This window comes from Pseudoalteromonas agarivorans (assembly GCF_024518735.1).
Lineage (GTDB): Bacteria > Pseudomonadota > Gammaproteobacteria > Enterobacterales > Alteromonadaceae > Pseudoalteromonas > Pseudoalteromonas atlantica.
In genome coordinates this window covers 539,887-559,728 of record NZ_JANIGJ010000001.1, presented here as the reverse complement: position 1 = coordinate 559,728, position 19,842 = coordinate 539,887, and the positions used below count along the sequence as shown (strand labels likewise).

At 38.7% G+C, this 19,842-nt stretch carries 17 protein-coding genes; 1 reads left to right on the top strand and 16 read right to left on the bottom strand.

The window, feature by feature from the left end; translation table 11 throughout:
* Positions 1-249 precede the first annotated feature (249 nt).
* From NQT65_RS02455 to NQT65_RS02390, 14 genes are all read right to left on the bottom strand, one after another.
* Positions 250-1,026, bottom strand: a complete 777-nt coding sequence (locus tag NQT65_RS02455) for a DNA/RNA non-specific endonuclease (protein ID WP_029772211.1) — start codon at positions 1,024-1,026, stop codon at positions 250-252.
* 467 nt (positions 1,027-1,493) lie between these two features.
* Positions 1,494-2,318 carry an alpha/beta fold hydrolase gene (locus NQT65_RS02450; RefSeq protein WP_256850412.1) on the bottom strand — a complete coding sequence of 275 codons (825 nt, stop codon included), beginning with the start codon at positions 2,316-2,318 and terminating at the stop codon, positions 1,494-1,496.
* A gap of 336 nt (positions 2,319-2,654) precedes the next feature.
* A complete protein-coding gene (locus NQT65_RS02445) occupies positions 2,655-5,486 on the bottom strand; it encodes a response regulator (RefSeq protein WP_256850411.1) in 2,832 nt (943 codons plus the stop codon).
* On the bottom strand, positions 5,483-6,646 hold the full coding sequence (locus tag NQT65_RS02440) for a hypothetical protein (RefSeq protein WP_096041750.1): 1,164 nt from the start codon (positions 6,644-6,646) through the stop codon (positions 5,483-5,485). Before NQT65_RS02440 ends, NQT65_RS02445 begins: the two co-directional genes overlap by 4 nt.
* Before the next feature lie 9 nt (positions 6,647-6,655).
* Positions 6,656-7,471, bottom strand: a complete 816-nt coding sequence (locus tag NQT65_RS02435) for a type II secretion system F family protein (RefSeq protein WP_055253567.1) — start codon at positions 7,469-7,471, stop codon at positions 6,656-6,658.
* Entirely contained in the window at positions 7,468-8,343 is an 876-nt protein-coding gene (locus NQT65_RS02430; RefSeq protein ID WP_256850410.1) for a type II secretion system F family protein, read from the bottom strand. Before NQT65_RS02430 ends, NQT65_RS02435 begins: the two co-directional genes overlap by 4 nt.
* Positions 8,336-9,634 (bottom strand): TadA family conjugal transfer-associated ATPase, encoded by a 1,299-nt coding sequence (locus NQT65_RS02425; RefSeq protein WP_256850409.1) that lies wholly within the window; start codon positions 9,632-9,634, stop codon positions 8,336-8,338. The genes NQT65_RS02430 and NQT65_RS02425 overlap by 8 nt, the downstream gene beginning before the upstream one ends.
* A gap of 6 nt (positions 9,635-9,640) precedes the next feature.
* Positions 9,641-10,408 carry a hypothetical protein gene (locus NQT65_RS02420; protein ID WP_138685707.1) on the bottom strand — a complete coding sequence of 256 codons (768 nt, stop codon included), beginning with the start codon at positions 10,406-10,408 and terminating at the stop codon, positions 9,641-9,643.
* A 64-nt stretch (positions 10,409-10,472) separates the two neighbouring features.
* Complete coding sequence (locus NQT65_RS02415) at positions 10,473-10,862, bottom strand: hypothetical protein (RefSeq protein WP_024033620.1); 390 nt, start codon at positions 10,860-10,862, stop codon at positions 10,473-10,475.
* Between the two features lie 395 nt (positions 10,863-11,257).
* Positions 11,258-11,935: a tetratricopeptide repeat protein gene (locus NQT65_RS02410; protein ID WP_256850408.1), complete on the bottom strand. Its 678-nt coding sequence runs from the start codon at positions 11,933-11,935 to the stop codon at positions 11,258-11,260.
* Positions 11,932-13,851 (bottom strand): secretin GspD/PilQ domain-containing protein, encoded by a 1,920-nt coding sequence (locus NQT65_RS02405; protein ID WP_256850407.1) that lies wholly within the window; start codon positions 13,849-13,851, stop codon positions 11,932-11,934. The genes NQT65_RS02410 and NQT65_RS02405 overlap by 4 nt, the downstream gene beginning before the upstream one ends.
* A 183-nt stretch (positions 13,852-14,034) precedes the next feature.
* The gene (locus tag NQT65_RS02400; RefSeq protein ID WP_024033616.1) at positions 14,035-14,607 is read right to left on the bottom strand and encodes a MiaE family protein; all 573 of its coding nucleotides are present in this window, start codon (positions 14,605-14,607) and stop codon (positions 14,035-14,037) included.
* A gap of 75 nt (positions 14,608-14,682) precedes the next feature.
* Positions 14,683-15,312, bottom strand: coding sequence for a sulfotransferase (locus NQT65_RS02395; RefSeq protein ID WP_256850406.1), 630 nt, complete (start codon positions 15,310-15,312; stop codon positions 14,683-14,685).
* 11 nt (positions 15,313-15,323) lie between these two features.
* Complete coding sequence (locus NQT65_RS02390; protein ID WP_054982679.1) at positions 15,324-15,698, bottom strand: MAPEG family protein; 375 nt, start codon at positions 15,696-15,698, stop codon at positions 15,324-15,326.
* A 118-nt stretch (positions 15,699-15,816) separates the two neighbouring features.
* Between NQT65_RS02390 and NQT65_RS02385 the strand changes: the two genes are divergently transcribed.
* Positions 15,817-17,175 carry a DUF2254 domain-containing protein gene (locus NQT65_RS02385; protein ID WP_004586600.1) on the top strand — a complete coding sequence of 453 codons (1,359 nt, stop codon included), beginning with the start codon at positions 15,817-15,819 and terminating at the stop codon, positions 17,173-17,175.
* Here NQT65_RS02385 and NQT65_RS02380 read toward each other — a convergent pair.
* Both NQT65_RS02380 and NQT65_RS02375 read right to left on the bottom strand, forming a co-directional pair.
* Positions 17,165-17,893 carry an SIMPL domain-containing protein gene (locus NQT65_RS02380; RefSeq protein ID WP_256850405.1) on the bottom strand — a complete coding sequence of 243 codons (729 nt, stop codon included), beginning with the start codon at positions 17,891-17,893 and terminating at the stop codon, positions 17,165-17,167. The two genes, NQT65_RS02385 and NQT65_RS02380, sit on opposite strands and share 11 nt — an antisense overlap.
* A 152-nt stretch (positions 17,894-18,045) precedes the next feature.
* Positions 18,046-19,740, bottom strand: coding sequence for an NAD-dependent malic enzyme (locus NQT65_RS02375; RefSeq protein WP_004586602.1), 1,695 nt, complete (start codon positions 19,738-19,740; stop codon positions 18,046-18,048).
* Positions 19,741-19,842: the final 102 nt, after the last annotated feature.

The following is a 19,842-nucleotide window of genomic DNA, read 5'->3' as shown; positions in this document are numbered from 1 at the left end:
CTTTCAATTTTATAAAGCCTAACAATTACAAATTCCATATAGCTGCCTCTATACTCCCTTTATAAAAATTAATTGCCTTTATTAATTACCTTTTTTAAACAGACTCAAATTTAGTAATCGTTGTTTCTATCATTTTATTTAGAGCTAACTTACTGCTACAAGCATTTATCGAACCTCATATCAGGTTTAATTTAAAGCCTTAGATTTAAGTTCTTCAAAACCTAAGGCTTTACTCAAAAATAATATGACTTAGTTACAACCTAGTTCAGACCTTAAACCATACACTGATGATTCAATTGTTTGTGCACTGTTATACGATAAGTTTGGCATTACATTTATACCAGAGCGCGATTCAACTTCATCAATACTTACTTCGGTATTACAAAAGTTATCACTACGACTTGCTGTTTGCTCCATAATAAATGCCGATGCTTTAATTGTGCTACCAGTTTGCTGCATAACAATTTTAAAATAGCCACTTGGAATGGTATGCGCTTCGTTAGCTTGTGGTAACTCTGCAAAATAATATTCGTATAATGGACCTGTTACTACATATAAATCATTTCCATTTCCTACGTGATTTCGCACTGCAGATTCAAGCCTAACCCATGGGCCTTGATTTAATGCGGATGATTGCGGCGTAATATTAGAAAGTAAGTTTGTTAGTTTCCAATCAGCCGTATTACTAAAAGATGCTAATGGAACTTGATGGCCTCTATCGGTATTTATTGTTGCATACGCATCGGTATAATCAGCGGGTTCTAACGTGTAATGTGAGTATAAATCTGGATCGGCTTTCCAACTTCTGCTTCTCGATGGTCCACTCATAGTGCTAGTTGTAACATGGTAAGCCACCCAATCTGCAAACTTTGTATAACGATTATTTTTTAAAGTATAAATACTTCGCTCAATTGTATTGCCATTATCTAAACCTGTTGGGCAACCTTGTAAACAATTGTCTGCACTTGCACTGTGCGCAAAACATAAACCTGTAAGTACTATTGATGCCTTTATTATTGTCTTCATTGTTTTATCCTCAATTAAATGAGGGTAAAAATTAGCAGTACATTATTACAGCAATATGTATCTAACTAATTGTTTATAAATACAATAATATCGTCTTAGGCTTTTGGTATTACTAATAAAAGTCGCGAGTATACAGTTACCCTCGCCTTATATTCAACGTAGTAACGTCACTTGTAGACCTAGCGAATAAAGGGGTTTTTATATACCTACATGCATTATGTTAAATTAGCTTATTTAAAGTTTCCCATGCGTAATCACCCTAATATAAAGCGTATGCGCACAATTTTAATGTGTGAATATTGAGCTATTAATAGCGATTTATACTTAAATGGTTTAATACTAAAAAATAGATGAAAACAAAAAGCCGTTTGAGTAGCTAATTATGCAAAAATTAATACAGCTCAAACGGCATGGTTTTATGTACATGTTGTCAAAGTGGCTAACTAGGCCTTTAAAATTAAGGTATTTTAAAACTTTTTATCTGCCAAAAATTCACCCATTAACGAAGTTACTCGTTTTGGTTTTTCATCTATAACCCAGTGCCCTGCTTTTTCTATCCAAGTTAGTGTTGCATTTGGTAAGGTTTGAGCTAACTGAGGTGCATATTTAGGTTTTTGAAAGTTATCTTCATCACCCCATAAAATGAGGGTTTCATGCTTTAAGCTTTTAAGCTCACCGGCAATTGCTTGTGTGTACTCTTTATTAAGTCGGCGCATATTATTAAATAACGCTGCTTTACCTTGCTCATTACTCCATTGCTTTAAATACTGTTTTTTAAGTTCGTCGGTCATTATGCTTTTATCGTATACACCTTTTGGCATAAATTCATTTAGCGTATCAACAAACTCATCAACAGATGTTTCTTGCTCTACACCAGGCTCAAGCAAAGGTTCAAACTCGGGTATTGGCCAAGAATCAAAGCAAACACTATCAATTAATATTAAGCTGTTTACTTTTTCTGGGTAATTTACCGCCATGAGTTGTGCTATTCCGCCACCTATATCATGAGAGGCAATGTTTGCTTTAGCAATACCTAGCTCATCCATAAATTGACTGATTATTTTGCATTGGGCATTAATTGATACATCGGTATTTTTTGGCATATCCGATTCGCCGTAATTGAGTAAATCAGGTGCAATAACACGATGTTGCTCACTCAGTGTTGGCATAACATTTCGCCATAACGATTTGTTAGTCGGAATACCATGTAATAATAGTAGAGGTGTGCCCTCGCCCATTTCTTGATACGCAATTTTGTGGCCTTCAACGGTAATGGTTTGTGTTTTACTCATACTTACTATCCTCATCAATATTTATAATTTAGCCTAAACCTGTGTATGTATAGTGATGAGCAATTATCATCCCAGCTTGTTTTTTAAATAATTTTTTTGAGGTTTAAATAATTATAAAAACCTGAGAGGCTTTAAAGCGCGGTCTGTGGCTATTAATAGTAAGTAGGGTTTATTTTGAGTTAAGCGAAAAGAGTAAAATATAAAGAGTCTAAAATAACCTTCATTTTTAAAATTATGAAATAAAGTAGCAGCTACATGAAATAATTACTGCCAGTTTGGGCCTATTAAAAATAATAGGCCCTGTGTATTTTACAGTTTTATATTGTTTAATTTGGCCTAGCTTAGCAAATGCTTAATTTTATTAATTAATACTTGCTGCTTTACTGGTTTTTCAAGCATATCGTCAAACCCAAGTTCAACATACTTAGCATTACTATTTGTGTCAGAATCTGAAGTGTGGGCAATAATTTTGGTTTGCTTGTCTGCGTTATGTTTTTTTATTTTAAGCATCGCGTCTGTGCCCGAGAGTTCTGGCATAACAATATCCATTAAAATAATATCGTAATTATTTTGCGACACCATCAACATAGCTTCTATTGCATTGCTTGCATAATCTATTGCTACGTTTTCATCTTTCAGCATGGCTTTAATAACCATTTCTACGAGCGGTTCATCATCCACTAATAACAACGATTTGGTGTTGTTAAATTCTGTATGCGTTGTAGTTTCAGTAATAGACTCTTGCTTGTTTGCACTTACGGGTAACAATTCTACCGTGTTAACTAATAACGATAAATTAATAGATGTTGTTTTACCGCGCTCGTGCACAGTAATATTTTTACCGCCGAGCATTTTAAAAATTGACATAAAAAACCGCAGCTCTAATGTAGCATCAAAATTAATATCGCTTTCAAAAGGCCGTTGTTTGCATACCATTTGTAACTGACTATAAAAGCTGCCCTGATTTACTAAGTTATTTATAGAAAAACCAAGCGACAAATAATGTTTACCTTGCTCGTTAATCAGCTCAGAATTTAACGACAATTTACCTTGATGTGTGCTTTCTATAAGCTCACTAGCAAGCTGAATAATTAATTGCATAATCAGTTTTTCATCACTGCTTATGCCTTTATCTATGGGCATATTGTTATTAATGATTATATTTTTATCATCAGAGTCTTTATTAAGAATATCGGCCGTATTTTTAAGTAAGTCAGCTAAATTAATAGCGCTCATTTTAAGCTTTAATTTACCGGTATCGGTTTTATTTATATTAACCAACTGCTGCACAACACAACTTAACTGTGTGCATGCATTTTCTAACTCATTGTTAAAATTGCCTTTACTGTTTTTATAATTAAGCTCTACTATAGATTGCAGTGAACTAAGTGGTGCTTTTAATTGCATTGCTAAGCGTGCTACAAATTTATCTTTTAGCTGGTTAGCTTGCTTAGACTTTTCTACTACTTGGGCAAGTAATAACTCTTTTTGATGCGCTTGTGTTTCATCTCTAAAGTAACAAACAAAGCCACCAAAGTCGGTATACCTTTGCACAACGGTGATCCAGCGGCCATCGCTAAAGCCGATATCTATTAATTGGCTATGTTCATTAGCTAATTTATTATGCTCTTGATAATGCGTAATAATATTATTTTGTTGAGATATACTCATTATTTGGCTGTAACTTAATTGCTTATTGTTTTGAATAACATGAGAAAACAATTCGTTAAATGCCTGATTAGTTATTACCGGAAATTCGTTACTATTAAAAATGGCAAAGCCATGCGGCAGCGCATCAAGCGAGCTTGAAAACAGCGATTCTCTATTAAGTATAAGGGTGTTTTTTTGTTTAATTTCGTCATGTAATCGCCTTGGTAAACGTAAAAAGTAATAAACAAATGCAAATATAGCTAAGCTAATTAATGCCAGTTTAAATAAGTCGAACCTAGATACATTAGCAGGCGTTATCGGTTTGATGGGTTGCACATGCAAGCGCCACGTAGCAGGAAAACGACTACTTGCTGCGCTTATGCTGTTAGGGATAGCTTTAACATTTAGTTCCCCCCTACTTCCTAATATAAACTGAGGGGTTGATATAAATAAATTATAATTTTGCGTATTTAGCTTACCTATTATGGCATTTAAAAACTTACTTAAATCAAAGGCTGTGAGTGTATAAATAGCGCTATTACCCATGTTTATTTCTGAAATTAAAAACGCTGTATCGGCAACAGTAAATACCTCTACTGATTGTTTATTTGCGCGCATTGAAAATGCGTTTAGCCAATTAGTAAAGCCATAAGCTGCTAAATCAAAGTTGTTTTTAGACCATATGGCAAGTTGTTTATAGTCATTATCAAATACAACAAAACCTTTATACGTTAAACTGCTTGATACCTGTGTTTTTACTAAATCACTTAATTGTTGCTGAGTATACCTTTGTTGGCTTTTTAAAAAGCCTGCGACAATTTTATCTTTTTGAGTAATGTAAAGTGCTTGGTTGTCAAAGCGCTCTAATGCATCAAACAGCGTTTGCCTTAACTGTTGAGTTTGTATGGCATAGGCACTTTTTTTGTCTTTTTTATCTAACGTATATATAAGCAAAGCCGAGAACGAGCAAATAACCAGGGCAATTAAAAAGGCCACCGGCGCTAAGCTAAATAAGTGAACAAATCGATTTAGTGATTTTGTCTCACTCGGTTTAACTGTCTTAGTTGGGGAAAAATGTTTGTTAAGCTGGGTTTGCAGTAATTGCGCAAAAGATACAAATTGCTCTTTTTGAGAGCCAATAAGTGTTTTAGGTGAAATATCGGCAATGATCAGTACGCCAATTAAGCTGTTATCTAAATTATAAATGGGATATTGAGAGTAAAAGCGTACCTGTTGGCAGCGCCCTTTTGTTAGTGGGTCAAATAAGGTGTCTTCAATTATGTAGAGTTTTTCTTGTGTGCACGTTTGTGCCAAGCTATTTAATTCACTGTCGGCTTTGTATGGGTCATCGCAGCTGATAATTTGTTGCGTATACAAGGCATTATGATCAACGAATTTAACAATAGAAACATCATAAAACTGCTTCATTAGGGTCAGCGTTTCGGTTATTTCTTGTTTTATTTCATCTATTTGTGTGTTGTTAAATTCATTTATATTATTTGCATATGAGCTGTTCATGGGCGCACTCCTTCACCTTTCGGCGGTGTAGAAATCCAACGCGTGCTGTTAGCACTTGTATGTGATGGAAGTTTTACTCTAAATGGCGGAAGTAAGTTATTTAAAGCGGGTTCGCCTTGTGCATTTAACACCGGCTCTGCAGAAGTTAAATTGAGCGAAGCCTCGCAGTAAGTCACGCCAGGCTCTATGCCAATAAGGGCCAGCGTTTGAATAATTATGTCGTTATTTATTAAATCGATACCTAGCAGCTCAAAGGTTGTTTCTAAAATTGTAAATACCAGTGTTTCTACTATATTTTCATCTTCTTCTAGTTGCGTACCTTGGGGGCAGCAAATACTGCCTAGCTCTACATCTACACTGCTTGCTACACCTATGAGCGACAGTGCATCAAGCGCGGTTCCTAATAACACTTCAACTTGTGGCAAATATAAATCAAGAATATCGCCTTGCGGCTCATACCCTGTTTGGCAACTATTGCACGACTGCGATAATTGCTGACTGTCTATGCCTAATAACGGATTACCAAGCGCAGTTACACCAACCAAGCAACTACTATCGGCTTGCTGTTTAGCAATTGAAAAGCTTTCGCACGGGTTACCAGTAACTACCTTTTGAGACATATAGCGCGATACAATTTCGTCACCTGTTGCGGGGCACGCTAATGCTGTACTTTTTAGTAATTGCCCCATTACGGAGTTACTTAATTGCCCAATGGCATAATTAGGGCCTTGTTGTAGCGCATTGATATAACTTACATTGCCACTATTCGCGGTGTTACTAACTCCTAAACTATCTGAAAACTCATCACTTAAACTTTTTATACACGGGTTGCCTTGGCAATTAGGCGCATCGTAATAAATGGCTTCTCGTGAGGTGAACCTGTCATCGCGTATCCCAATTAAAGCGCGGTATGTTGCATTTGCTTGGCGGTCTGTGTAAAAAATTAAAGGGGCCTGGTGCTCATCAAACCCAATGGCGATTCCTAAAGGGGTGTTATTAGCATCAACCACTGTTATTTGGTTATCTACCTTTGTGTGATAGCGCTTAATAAGTGCATCGCGCACTAAAATAACACCACCAATTGAGCCAATAATTAAAATGGTAATAATTAAAATCAGCTCAATAGTGAGTATGTAGCCCTGTTGGTATTGTTTATTCATAGAGCGCTCCTATAGCACTTCAACCAGCATTTTTAGTACATTCATTACCTGCAGCGCCGCAGGAAAAAACACCAGTACTAAAAACATAGGAAAACAAATTAAGATAATGGGAAAGGTGGTATGCAATGCTTTTTTATTTACTTTTTTAGCTAATAAAATATTTTTTTTAAGCGCAAAGCTTTCTAATTGTGACTCAACAGCCTGTATTAACGGGGTGCCAAGCTTAGAGCCAATAAGCATTAAATTAGCTAATTTTTTTAAACCCGATACCCCTGTTCTGTCATATAACGAATTAAAGGCTGTTTCGCGGTCTTTACCGGCACTGAGCTCAAACAAAAATAGTTTAAGCTCTTTATATAAAGGGTGTTTTTTACTTAACCCGTGATCAACCGCTAAAGCAAATGCGCGCTCTAGCGAAAAGCCAGCGCGCATATACACTAACAGCACACTTAAAAAAAACTCTAAGCTATTGTTTATTTGTACTTTACGCTGGCCTTTTTTAAATAAAAACCACATATCAGGCGCAAAAAAGCTAATAAAACAGATAATGGCTACAAGCGGTGTACTTAATACATAACCAGTGATCTCTATGGCAGTATAAGCACAAAATGTGGCGGCCATTTTAAAGCAGTACATGCTCAATAAAATTTTATTTAACTGATACCCTGCTTGTCTAAATTGGCTTTTTGAAATAACAATTAATGGATACCAATTTATATTGGTTTTGATAGGTTGCTGAACCTCAGCCTTTAATGACTGCTTTTGAATATGGATAAATGCACCCATACTCACCAATAAGCCAACAAATAAAAATAGGTCTATCATAGCGTTACCCTCAAGCTTAGGCGAAGCCATAAAAAGCCAAATAACTGGCAAAGCACAGCAACGGTAATAAACGCCATGCCATTGGGGTTATTTAACAGCGGATCGAACCAGGTTGGATCTGTGTAATTAAATAAAGGCACTAAAGCGTAGGGTAAAACGCCACTAAACAGCGCAGCGTATTTAGTACCAGAAAGCTTAGCTTTGAGCTGCTGGCGATCTAGCGTTCTTAACGACATCATTTTGCATACACTTTTAAGCATGTCAGTTAAATCGCACTGGCTTTGTGTATGAGTAATTATGCTATGTGCAAATAACCGCACGGTTTCGCAGTTGTAGCGTTTAATTAAAGGGGCAAACGAGTTTTGTATATCACTGCCCATATTTAAGCGCTGCAGTAATAAATGACTTTGCGGTTTAATGTATTTATCGGCGTGTTCGTCGGCAAATTGCATAGCCTGAACAAGTGAAAGCCCAGTACTTAAACACGATTGTACGGTTTCTATGTACTCTAAAAATAAGTGCTCAAACTTGGCTAATTTATAGTGTGCTAAATCAATAATCACTATAAAGCAGGTTATAAATACAACCAAAGAAACAATTAATGCACTTGTAGTTGCTTGAGGATAAAAGTACTGTGCAACATACCAAGTACTGGTGGCAAGCGAGCAAGCAACGCTTATAAATAAAGCATTACTGATGTTAATTCCAAGTACCCGCAGTGACACTGTGATAATGTCTTTTTCTTCAAGTACATCAACCTCGTGCTTAGTATTTGCAGCGTGTGTTTTTACTTTAAGTGTTATAAAAACACTCAGTGCTAAGGTAAATGACATAACACTTGCTATGGCCAGTAAGTAATCAAGTTTATTCATAATTACGCTCCCTGGCCGGTTGCAGTAATGCACTTATTTCGTTTGCGTTAGCACCTTGGCTTTGCATAAAGCTCACCACGCTTGAGGTACTAATTGCCTTATCATTTACTTGTTCGGTATCGCTTACGCTATACAGCGCAGAGTATTGCGCACGTCCGTTTACACGCTTTATTTCACCAATACTTTTTAGGGTTCTTACACCGTTTGTATTTCGAGAAACATGCACAATTAACTGAATGCTTGATGCAATTAATGCGCTGGTGTGGGTGTCGCTTAGCTGCGCGTTATGTAATTGCACTAGTGTTGATAATCGGGTAACAGCATCGCTTGCACTATTAGCATGTACGGTGGTCATTGAGCCTTGGTGGCCGCAGTTCATGGCTTGCAGCATGTCTATTACTTCACCTGCGCGTACTTCGCCTACAAGTATTCTATCGGCGCGCATTCTTAGTGCCGCTTTTACTAAATCACGCAGGGTAACGGCGCCTTTTCCATCGCTGTTGGTGTCGTGCGCCTCTAATTGCACCACATGATTATGGTGCAAATTTAGCTCTGCACTTTCTTCTATAGTTACTACCCGCTCGTTGGTATTTATCGAATTAGCCAGTACATTTAACAAAGTAGTTTTACCTGCGCCGGCATTACCACACACTAAAATATTAACCCCTAAGGCCACCGCGGTTTTTAAAAAAGTGAGGCAGCTTTTGCTTAAAAACTTATTCTCGATTAAAAAATCATCGTTAATTTTTTTGTGGTTAAATTTTCTAATCGAAACAATAGCAGCACTGGTGCATGCCGGTGGCACTACAATATGTACCCTGCTGCCATCTTTTAGTTTGCCATCTACAATGGGAGTCAGTGCGTTAACTTGTCGAGCGCAACTATCAAGTAATCTATCAACAAAACGACGTAAGTGACGTTCATCGTCAAACTTACTGGCTGTACATAGCAATTTACCTTGCTTATCTATCCAAATATTTTGCGTATCGTTAATTAAAATATCGCTTACTTGGTCATCCAGCATAAATTGCGCTATTGGTCCTAAACCTTGTATTTCGTCGTAAACGGCTTGTACTACTTGAGCTTGTTGATGGCTGTTAAATGATGATTGTGCAAATTCGTCAATATCACTGCAAAGGGCGGATATTTTTTCAAGCAGCGCATCATTCAGTAAAGCACTTGGGTCTTGCTCGTATTCTTCAATTACCGCATCGTGGAGAATTTTTTTAAGTGATTCAAAGGTATTTAAATTGGTTTCTACAGACTCAGGTTTACTTGATAAATTAAACATAGCGCCTCACTTAGCTACATAAACAGCTTGGTTTTTAACGCCTTTAACCACTTGAATTGTTCGGCTAGTTTGTAATTGGGAGAAATTTTGTAAGCGACCTTGTTCAATGTCATAAGCGCTGTGCACAATTATCGATACCTTATCTTGGGTATCAATTGCGGCTAACGAATACACATCTTTAGGGAGTACACCCAACACTAATGACACACCCGCGCTGGTTGCCGGCTCTTTTTTTGCTAGGCTGTCCATCACGCCATTTTTTTGCGCTTTACTGCCAGGGCCTTTTGAAATGCCAATAAGCTGCACATCACGCGCAACGGTTCTTACAAGTCGGTTTGTTTTAGCAACAATATCTAAGCGGTCGCCTTTGTGCACCCTCGATAATGGAATATCTAAAGTGGTTAATTTTAATGTATAAAGCACTCTGCCTGCGGGGATCGCCTCTGATAAATTTTGGCTTTTAACCTGCATAAAATCTGTTTCAAATAATGGTTGTTCACCCATTTTATTAGTGGCTAATTGCTTACCAATAAAGGCGCGGGGATTTTGTATACTTAGCGCCATATTTGCATAGTTACTAGGGTTTACATCTTTTTGGGCAATGTCGTGCACACTCACTACTTGCCCCGCCGACATATTTTTATTTACCACCCAGGCAGTAACTAAGTCTTGTTCGTTTACTTGTCTGATGCCAAGCGCTGAGGCCAACATGCCAGAGGTGATAAGTAAGGTGAGTGCAGCGGTAGTCGCCCCTTTATTATTTTTACTTTTCATAATTTCCTCCTGACAAATTTCACTGCCACACGGTTGTGGCAGTGTGATTTAGGTAGTTATAAATTTAATTACCTTGTGAACCACCTGCTGCTGTACGTGTTGCAGCATCGCCACTTGGCGTTGCATTAATAAGTGCAGCACTTTCACTAAAGTCAGAGGCAACAAAAGTAAACGAGCTACCATCGCCTGCGTAAACATCTACTGCATCAACATAGCCTGAGCCTGAAATTTCTGCAGTGCCTTCGGCGTTGATCATGCCATCAAATACATAGCTTTGATCTAACGAGCCAATTGCTTCTGCTACATCTTCAAGCTCGCTGGTTACAGAGTCTCGTAAGGTTGATAAACCAATTACCAGTGCTGCCACCATAGAAGTTGAAAGAATAATTAGCTCAGAAGTAAGTACAAAGCCTTGTTGTTTTTTACCGTTTAAGTTGCTTTTCATAGTTTTCATAATGATCACCTTAAATGTGTTAGAGCTTATGCCCACTTTACATATAGCGAGGACCGTGCCATTAATTAAATCATTAAAAATCAAAAGCTTAATTTTATCATTTAAAATGTGCTTTGCTTATCCTTGTTATGATTCGCATTTTGCAAATCATTATTAAAGTGCGTTACAACGCAAGCAGAGATTAATTAAAAGGCAGCTGTTAACTCATTTATGGCAAGCTTTTAAAAGTAAGAGTGGCGAGCAATTAGATGGGCGTTATTCACAAAGCGAGATAGGTTTAAACAACGACGAGTAAGGCTATTTTAATTGTTTAGGTAGGTACGTTGCTTTTACTTTTTATGAGCGGGTTTAACTAAGGAGTGCGCAGTTTTATAAAATAAAAAGGCCTTGCGGCCTTAACTTTCACAATTACCAAGTACCGAAAGTTTCGCGTAGCGCGCTGTGGCTTGGTTGTGCTGCGCATCAAAACCTATTGCCTCATTATAATAATGACACGCCAATGCGTTATCAGGTGTCGCCTCAGCTATTAGCCCTTTGTGATAGTAATAATGGCTTTTATGCGTGCCAAATTTATAGGCAAGCTCTAAATAGTTAGCTGCGATAACATAATGCCCTTGCGCATAATAAATAGACGCCATTTGTAAATACGGTGAAGCCTCAGTACCAAATTCATCAATAGCGTATTGGGCAATTTGTTTTGCTTTGGCTAAATTGCCTTGCTCAATAGCTAAGTTAATGCCTAAAGACAGCGCGTTTAAAGGCGGATTAGGTAAATTAAGAAGCTTGTTTATTACCGATTGCGCCTGATTAGCTCGTCCGCTTTTATACAGCGCATAAGCTGATACAGATAAAATAACCTTATTGTTTGGGTGCTCAAGCATTAACTGATTAAGCTCATGCACTAAGGCTAAACAATTAACCGCGCTTACCCCTTCACAAGTTAAAGCACTGGTATTTAGTGCATACTTAGTAACAATTTCACTTAGCGCAGTATGTGGGTTTACACTGGGCGCATAATCTATATGTGCGCAGCCCGATATACTCAGTAAAATAACGATATATATTATTTTCATAACCCTTGCTCCTGTATAAAACTGGCCATTTGGCTATCTAAATCAACTGTTTGCCATACGCGTAAATTATTAACCGGCTCGCGGACTAAATTAGGGGTAACCACAATAATCAACTCGCGGTTGTTTTCGCTTTTACTGGTTGTTTCGCTTAATTTACCAAACAGGCTCTCGCCGTTTGCATCAGGTACAAAGTCGTGACTGGCGTTGTTATCTGTACTAATTAAGCCACCAATAATTAAAGGTTGTCCGTCTTGTAAACGGGTAGATGTTTGCATACTGCGCGTATTAAATGCACTGCTGTTTAAACTGCTGCCGGTGCTTTGTGCTATTTCTGCTGTGAGTGTGGTGTCTGGCAATGAAATAACCGGGTTTAAATCAAGGGTTATGCGGTCTTTGTCATCCACTAACGCACGAACATTAAGCTCAACGCCGAACGATTTAAACTCAGTACCACTAAACACTGAACCGCTGTTACCTTGTTGCCCGCTGGTAACGCCTGATGGGCTGTAGCTTGTAGGTACAGGCACTTCGCCGCCTACTTTAAATACCGCGCTTTCGCCGGCTAGTACGGTAAGTGTAGGTCGCGAAAGCGTTCTTGAAATTCCCTCTTGCTCTAGTAAAGAAAACAACATATCAATAGCAAATTGCGAGGTTGATAACTGCAAGTTATTTGTTAATTGCCCGCCAATTAATTGCAGTGCGTTTTCTATTGATGCTGAGCCAGACTCACGGGCATTCATGCCTTGTAGGCCAAATAAACCTTGCTCGTTGTTATACCCATTCGAAAGCACACTAATATCTGGACGCCATTGCTTTAAGCGGCGCTGATTAACTTCATAAAGCTGCACCGACACCCTCACTTGAGGTAAGTCTTCTACTTCAATGCTTGAAAGCACTTTACCTTTAGCCACCGAAAGCAAAGTTGCCCTCGCTACGTTTGAATTTACATTACTTAAAGTCAGGCCAGAATCGTCATTTAATAACCCGCCAGACTCATTTGCGAGTACTTCAATAGCGCTTGTTTCGTTTTGCGTTGTACTACTGATAAGCCCGTTTGGATCTAGTGCCGATGTGGGTGCTTGGCTTGCTTGCTCTGGTTCAAATAATTTATTGATGGTATTTAACAAACGCACCAGTTCAATTTGATTTTTAACCGTGCCGCTGAGCATAAACACATCGTTATCATCGTTTGATAACTCATCAACCGAAATACGTTTTACAGTTACTTTGTCAGCCCCCATCGATTTTAACACCTGCGCTATGCGCGCTTCCTTAGGCTTTGGCGCTTGCGTAACTTTAATAAGGTTAATAATTGCTACTTTACTTGAACTTTGTGCTAAACCATTGTTTAAATTACCCATGCCCTGTAAACGCTGCGCTAAAGAATTAAACATTCCTTGGTTAGGCGCAGAGGTAATAACAGGTTGCGCCGATTGCGAGCTACTAGCATATAAATAGTTTTTTGCCGCTTCGTGGGCTGCATGGCGATAATTAAGCGTAGGTACTTCGCCGCGTAGTACTACCGCGTGTCTATCAGGTGCGATGGTGAGCGCTAAGTTAGGATGAATATCGTTAAGGGCATTTTCAAGTACACTGTAGTCTTCGGTCACGCCCAGTAAAAATGTTTCTGATGTGTTGTCGTCATACCACACCATCATAGAGGTGCGGCCCAACTTTTTAGCTAAAATTAATAGCTCGCGTCCGTTTACTACGTTTACATCGAGTGTGGTTTCGTGGCCTAGCGCAACACGTGCTATATCGCGGTTAAATACAAAGCGAGTATGGGTCCACTTAACTAAGTGGGATACTTTTTTTACTCTGTCGCCATTGGCGTTTTCTATGTAATTTAAATTGCTTTGCTTGGCGTATACACAGCACGGTAAAAAAAGTATTACAAAAATAATGGCTTTAAACATATGCGCGTCCTCAAGTATGCGTTGGTTTAACAGAGCAAGTTTAAGACCAGCAAATATTTAGCTTTAAATTCAATAAATTAAAATGGTTGGAGATATAAGCACAGGCGGCTTTAGTATTTTGATTTGCAAAATGCAAATGAAGTTAGGAGAGAAGGCACAAAGCAGTGCTTTGTGCCAAAAGTATTAATGCAGTGCGGCAGTAAAAGGAATGTTTTTACAAATTTCAGCTTCAGCGACTAGTAGCTCTTCTAAACGAACATCAACTTCTTCTTTATCAAAGTATTCGTACGCTAGCTCTACAAATAAGTTTTTATGTTTTTCTTCTGATTTAGCAATCGCCACATAAAAGTCTTTTTCTTTACCCTCTGGTAATGCTTGGGCAACCAATGAAAAACGCTCGTGGCCGCGGGCTTCAATAACGCCGCCAACCAGTAATCTATCCATTAAAAATCCATCACGGCCATGTCTAAATAAAGCGCGTATTTGTTTTATGTATGGATCTTTTTTGTCATCACCTAAATTAGTATCGCGTTCAATAAGCAGTTTAAGCACTTGTTTAAAGTGGATTAACTCCTCAAGCGCTAAATCGGTCATGGCTTTTACCAGTTTACGTTTGTCTGGGTAATGAGACAGCATAGAAATAGCCATGCCCGATGCCTTTTTTTCAGCGGCAGCGTGGTCTTGTAAAAACGTATTAAAGTCGGCTAAAACCGCTTCGGTCCATTCAAAGGGGGTGTTGTATTTTAATTCAAACATTTTTTGTACTACTTAAAAAATAATGCGGGGATTTTAGCGTATTTAATAGTAAAAATCTTGCAGCGCAGGGCAAAATTAACGCATATAAGGTAAATGCTTATCTATGCGCCCTTTTGCTGTTGAGTCAATTTTTAACGGGTGTTTAATATCGTTCCATGCGGTCACTTTGCCGCCTATGTTCATTTTTTCAAAGTCGGTACGCTCGCTTTTAATGCCCAAAAACGCAGTAAGCTCGGCAAAACTTTGTGGCTTTGCTATATCAATTTCTAAGTAGTCGTTACTGCGGTGCTTAAAATACTTACGCGCGCTTGCTAAATGTGTGTTGTAGCACTTTGCTAAATAATCATCTTGGTTAATATTATCAATCGTTAAGTCAGTAAAGGTCGTTAAGTAACAACGCTTTATATGAATATTAAAACCACCGTCTGGGCGCGTTAAATTAGTATGCATTCGCAGCAGCAATTGCCTAATTGAGGCAATCCAAGGTGTTTTTTTGCGCGCTAAATATATAAATTTAGCGCCGGGGTAATGGCTATCTAACGCTGGGTAGTCATTAAATACAGGGGTATCGGCTATGGCTGTAGCGTTTTCAAAACAATACGAAGTGTACGCGGTGTGCGCCGTGGCAATGCCAAACTCTAAAAAAGCGTGGCATACACTGGTGGTGCCTGTACGCGGAAGCCCTATTATAAATATTTTACTCATAACAGCTATTTCTAACTATTGCGTGTTACAAGCAACAAAAAGGCACTAATAACCATCACTAAAAAGGTGGCAATGGTACCAATTTGGCGATACTTAAGGTTGTTTTCAACAATGCCTAAATTGTGAAAAACACGCCCTATTAATAATGCGCCCCCTAAAATATTACAATAATGGCTGGCAAGGCCTTGGTATTCGGCTAAAAAAAGCAAAATAATCGCAAAAGGTACGTATTCCATAAAATTAGCATGGGCACGCACAGCACGTTGTAATTTAGGGTTGCCGTTATCGCCAAGCGACACTTGTTCGCTGCGGCGCACTTTGATCACATTAAAACTTAAGTAAATATAATAAAACGCTAAAAGCGCAGCATACGTAGAAACTATCACGGTGTTGTCCTGTTTTATTTTTGGCAATAATAACATAGTTTTGCACAATCATAAGTTTACTTAGTAACTATGCTACAGTGTGTATTAGTTGAATTTTATAACGCAATGAAAGGAATTTATGTTTGTCCCTCGCAAAGTAGCCGACCGCTATCGTGAAATGATCAACAGCATTGGCTTTTACCCTTCTGTACTTTCGGTTGGTTTTTTACTTTTTGCTGTAATTACCATGTCGCTTGAATACATAGCACCTGTAGAGCAGCTCAAGGCGTTTATATCTGTTGTGCTCGTAGATAGCGCCGAAAATGCCCGCACCATTTTAAGCACCCTAGCAGGCAGTATTATATCGCTTACGGTGTTTAGTTTTTCTATGGTGATGGTGGTTTTAAATTCGGCCAGCGCCAGTTTATCTCCCCGGGTTGTACCTGGGCTTATTACCCGTAAGTCGCATCAAATGGTATTGGGCTTTTATTTAGGCAGCATAATTTACTCAATTATTATGCTCATTAATATTAATAAGCTTGAAGGTGGCGATACCGCTATCCCATCGCTTGGGGTGCTGCTGTCATTGGTGTTTGGTTTAGTATCGCTTGGCTTGTTTGTATTTTTTATTCATTCAATATCTAAAGCCATTCAAGTAGATAATGTACTTAACGGTTTATTTAGCCAAACTAAACGCGAAATTAAAGCCATTGTAGATAGGCAATCAGAAAAACCATTCACTGACTTTCCTGATTTTACACAGTGGCACTCAGTTAATAGCACTACCGAGGGTTATTACAAAGGGGTGCATACAGATAAGTTATGCGCCATATTAGCCGAGGAAAATATTCGGGTGTATATCTCGGTAAACCAAGGTTACTTTACCGTTAAAGGCTATCCGTTTTTAAAATGCGATAAAGATATTTCTAACAACGAAGAACTTATCGCTAAAATTTTAGACTGCTTTATTTTTTATATAGAAGAGTACATTAGCGATCATTACCGTTATGGATTAACGCAAATTTCAGAAATTGCCGTTAAAGCAATGAGCCCAGGTATTAATGACCCTGGTACAGCGGTTAAATCGATAGATATGCTGAGTATTTTATTAATTGAGCGCCTGTCGCTTAATGATACAAATTATTCGTTTAAACACAGCGACAACGCCCCGTTACTCTTTATACACGAAACCAGTTTTGATGAGTTACTGCACGATAACTTTACGCCACTGCGTAATTACGCAAAAGGCGATGCGTATGTAATGACAAACGTTTTAGAGGCATTTAAAAATATATTGTTTGTAGCGCATGGCAATGATGCTGCCCGAAACAGCCTATTTAATTACTTAAATGCCATTGTAGATGACATAAACGAGCATGTAAGTAACGAATACGACAGACAAGAAATTACCAACATGCTTAACGCGATTGCACGTATTAGCAAGCCACAAGGGGATAAACTAGTGGCTCGTTTTACCTGCCAACATACTAGTCAATAAAGTAAACCGCATAGCTAGACGCTGTTACTTTAATTTCTCCAGCATGATACGCTTCAGGAACAAAATTACCGGGTGCGCTATCTGCCACCATCATGGTTTTTTCTGAGCGTGCATAAGGCTGAGCAGGTACGTTCATTGGGCTTAGCGATGCCGTATATAACCCTTTTAGCTCAACGCCGTAATCGGCACTTAATTCTTTGGCGGCTTTACGGGCATCTTGAATGGCCAATTTTTGCGCCTGTTTGTGCAGCTCTTCATAGTTACTTGCTAAAAATTGCGTTTGGTTTATTTGGTTAATGCCGTTATTTACTAGGTTTTGTAACAGCTGAGGGTATTTTTCGATTTGCGAGAGTTTAACGCTTAACGTGCGCGACACTCTAAAGCCTTTAAATTCTTGCTCGCCAGAGCTTCTGTTGTACTGGCTTTCGCGATTTATAGAAATATGCCCTGCATTAATATTACCGTCTTTAATTCCAAGCTCTTTTACTAATTTGATCGCTTTGGCCATGGTTTTATCGGCCTTGTTTTTAGCATCAATTAGGTCTTTATCTATTTCTACAATGCCTACGCTTAATTGTACGTAGTCAGGCATAGTGGTTACGGTTGCTTCACCTTTAACATAAATATGAGGAGCGTTAGGTGTTGAGTTTGCATGCGCATCAAGGCTCAAGGTACTTAAGGCAATTGCGCTACTTAATAAAAGAATGTGTGTTTTCATTGCATTATCCATTGTATTTTTGTTGTCACCATTAAAGAGCCTACGTGGTTAACAATAAATGAACAAGCACAAAAAAACAGGCAATTGCCTGTTTTTTGTAACTGGCTGTAACGCAACTTACAGCCTTATTTACTTTACGTTACTCAGCGTAATTAAATGCTACAACGTTTGTAGTTACGGTATTTAGGTAACCAGTAATTTCTATCAATAGCAGCCCACAGTGCATCGTCGCTAATCTCTAGAGCTACGCCCTCTTCAATTGCTTTTTTAGCCACTGCAAATGCAATACGCTTACTTAACGTTTCAATTTCAGTCAGTGCAGGTAATAAGCTGCCTTTGCCTGTGTTTGCTCGTGGTGATGACTCAGCAAGCATTTCGCTCGACATACTCAGCATTGCATCGGTAATGCGTGTTGCTTTTGCTGCAATCACACCTAGGCCAATACCTGGGAAAATATAACTGTTATTACATTGTGGAATTGGGAACACTTCACCATTAAACTCTACTGGTTCAAATGGGCTACCCGTTGCTACAAGTGCTTTACCTTCAGTCCATTTAATAACATCAGCTGGATGTGCTTCAACCTGCTTAGATGGATTACTTAATGGGAAAATAATCGGCTGCTCACAGCCTGAGTGCATAGCGCGGATAACTTGCTCAGTAAATAAGCCCGGTTGACCCGATACACCAATTAAAATATCAGGTGCTGCACAGTGCATTACATCTAATAATGAAGCGTATTCGCCGCTGTAAGTCCACTCGCTTAATGCAGCTTGTGGTTGCGCTAGTGCTTGTTGGAAATCGCGTAAGCCTTCCATGCCTTCAGTGAGTAGGCCAAAACGGTCAACCATAAATACTTGGCTGCGCGCTTGTGCTTCGCTAATACCTTCAAACACCATTTGGCTAATAATTTGCTCAGCGATACCACAACCGGCTGAGCCTGCGCCAACAAATACCACTTTTTGCTCGCTAAGGGTTGAGCCTTTAACACGACACGCAGCTAATAAAGAGCCCACAGTTACCGCTGCAGTACCTTGAATGTCATCATTAAAGCTACAAATTTCGTTACGGTAGCGTTTAAGTAATGGCATAGCGTTTGGCTGTGCAAAATCTTCAAACTGCAGTAATACATTTGGCCAGCGACGTTTAACCGCTTTAATGAATAAGTCTAAAAACTCATCGTATTCATCTTGCGCAATACGCTTATGACGCGCGCCCATGTACATAGGGTCATTAAGCAGTTTTTCGTTGTTAGTACCTACATCAAGCATTACAGGTAATGTGTACGCTGGGCTAATACCACCACACGCTGTGTAAAGTGATAATTTACCAATAGGAATACCCATGCCACCAATACCCTGATCGCCTAGGCCTAAAATACGTTCGCCATCGGTAACCACAATTACTTTTACTTTGCCTTTGGTGGCGTTACGTAGAATGTCGTCAATTTGATAGCGATCTTCGTACGAAATAAATAAGCCACGTGCACTGCGGTAAATATCTGAGAATTTTTCACAGGCATCACCAACCGTTGGCGTGTAAATAATTGGCATCATTTCTTCAAGATGATCGCGCACTAAACGGTAGTAAAGTGTTTCGTTGTTATCTTGAATGGCACGCAAGTAAATATGCTTGTTTAAGTTATCGTTAAAGCTTGAATACTGCTGATAACAACGCTCAACCTGCTCTTCAATTGTTTCAAAACGTGGAGGAAGCAAACCCGCAAGGTTAAAGTTTTCGCGTTCTTTTTTACTAAACGCGCTGCCTTTGTTTAAAAGCGGAGTTTCAATTAGGCCAGGGCCAGAGTAAGGAATATAAAGGTAGTTAGGATCAGTATTAGTTGTCATATTTCCAGGCTTTAACGGAGTCTTAAGTTATGATCTGCCATTATCATTGTAAAAGGTTAAATTGCAATGACAATTAAGCTTGTCAGACCATTGAGAGAAAAC

Bases quoted from the DNA above. Each gene is read 5' to 3' on its own strand.
- NQT65_RS02375 (WP_004586602.1), bottom strand. From the start codon at position 19,740: ATGACAACTAATACTGATCCTAACTACCTTTATATTCCTTACTCTGGC.
- NQT65_RS02415 (WP_024033620.1), bottom strand. From the start codon at position 10,862: ATGAAAACTATGAAAAGCAACTTAAACGGTAAAAAACAACAAGGCTTT.
- NQT65_RS02385 (WP_004586600.1), top strand. From the start codon at position 15,817: ATGTTTGTCCCTCGCAAAGTAGCCGACCGCTATCGTGAAATGATCAAC.
- NQT65_RS02430 (WP_256850410.1), bottom strand. From the start codon at position 8,343: ATGAATAAACTTGATTACTTACTGGCCATAGCAAGTGTTATGTCATTT.
- NQT65_RS02425 (WP_256850409.1), bottom strand. From the start codon at position 9,634: ATGTTTAATTTATCAAGTAAACCTGAGTCTGTAGAAACCAATTTAAAT.
- NQT65_RS02455 (WP_029772211.1), bottom strand. From the start codon at position 1,026: ATGAAGACAATAATAAAGGCATCAATAGTACTTACAGGTTTATGTTTT.
- NQT65_RS02395 (WP_256850406.1), bottom strand. From the start codon at position 15,312: ATGAGTAAAATATTTATAATAGGGCTTCCGCGTACAGGCACCACCAGT.
- NQT65_RS02420 (WP_138685707.1), bottom strand. From the start codon at position 10,408: ATGAAAAGTAAAAATAATAAAGGGGCGACTACCGCTGCACTCACCTTA.
- NQT65_RS02450 (WP_256850412.1), bottom strand. From the start codon at position 2,318: ATGAGTAAAACACAAACCATTACCGTTGAAGGCCACAAAATTGCGTAT.
- NQT65_RS02380 (WP_256850405.1), bottom strand. From the start codon at position 17,893: ATGAAAACACACATTCTTTTATTAAGTAGCGCAATTGCCTTAAGTACC.
- NQT65_RS02435 (WP_055253567.1), bottom strand. From the start codon at position 7,471: ATGATAGACCTATTTTTATTTGTTGGCTTATTGGTGAGTATGGGTGCA.
- NQT65_RS02445 (WP_256850411.1), bottom strand. From the start codon at position 5,486: ATGAACAGCTCATATGCAAATAATATAAATGAATTTAACAACACACAA.
- NQT65_RS02440 (WP_096041750.1), bottom strand. From the start codon at position 6,646: ATGAATAAACAATACCAACAGGGCTACATACTCACTATTGAGCTGATT.
- NQT65_RS02405 (WP_256850407.1), bottom strand. From the start codon at position 13,851: ATGTTTAAAGCCATTATTTTTGTAATACTTTTTTTACCGTGCTGTGTA.
- NQT65_RS02410 (WP_256850408.1), bottom strand. From the start codon at position 11,935: ATGAAAATAATATATATCGTTATTTTACTGAGTATATCGGGCTGCGCA.
- NQT65_RS02400 (WP_024033616.1), bottom strand. From the start codon at position 14,607: ATGTTTGAATTAAAATACAACACCCCCTTTGAATGGACCGAAGCGGTT.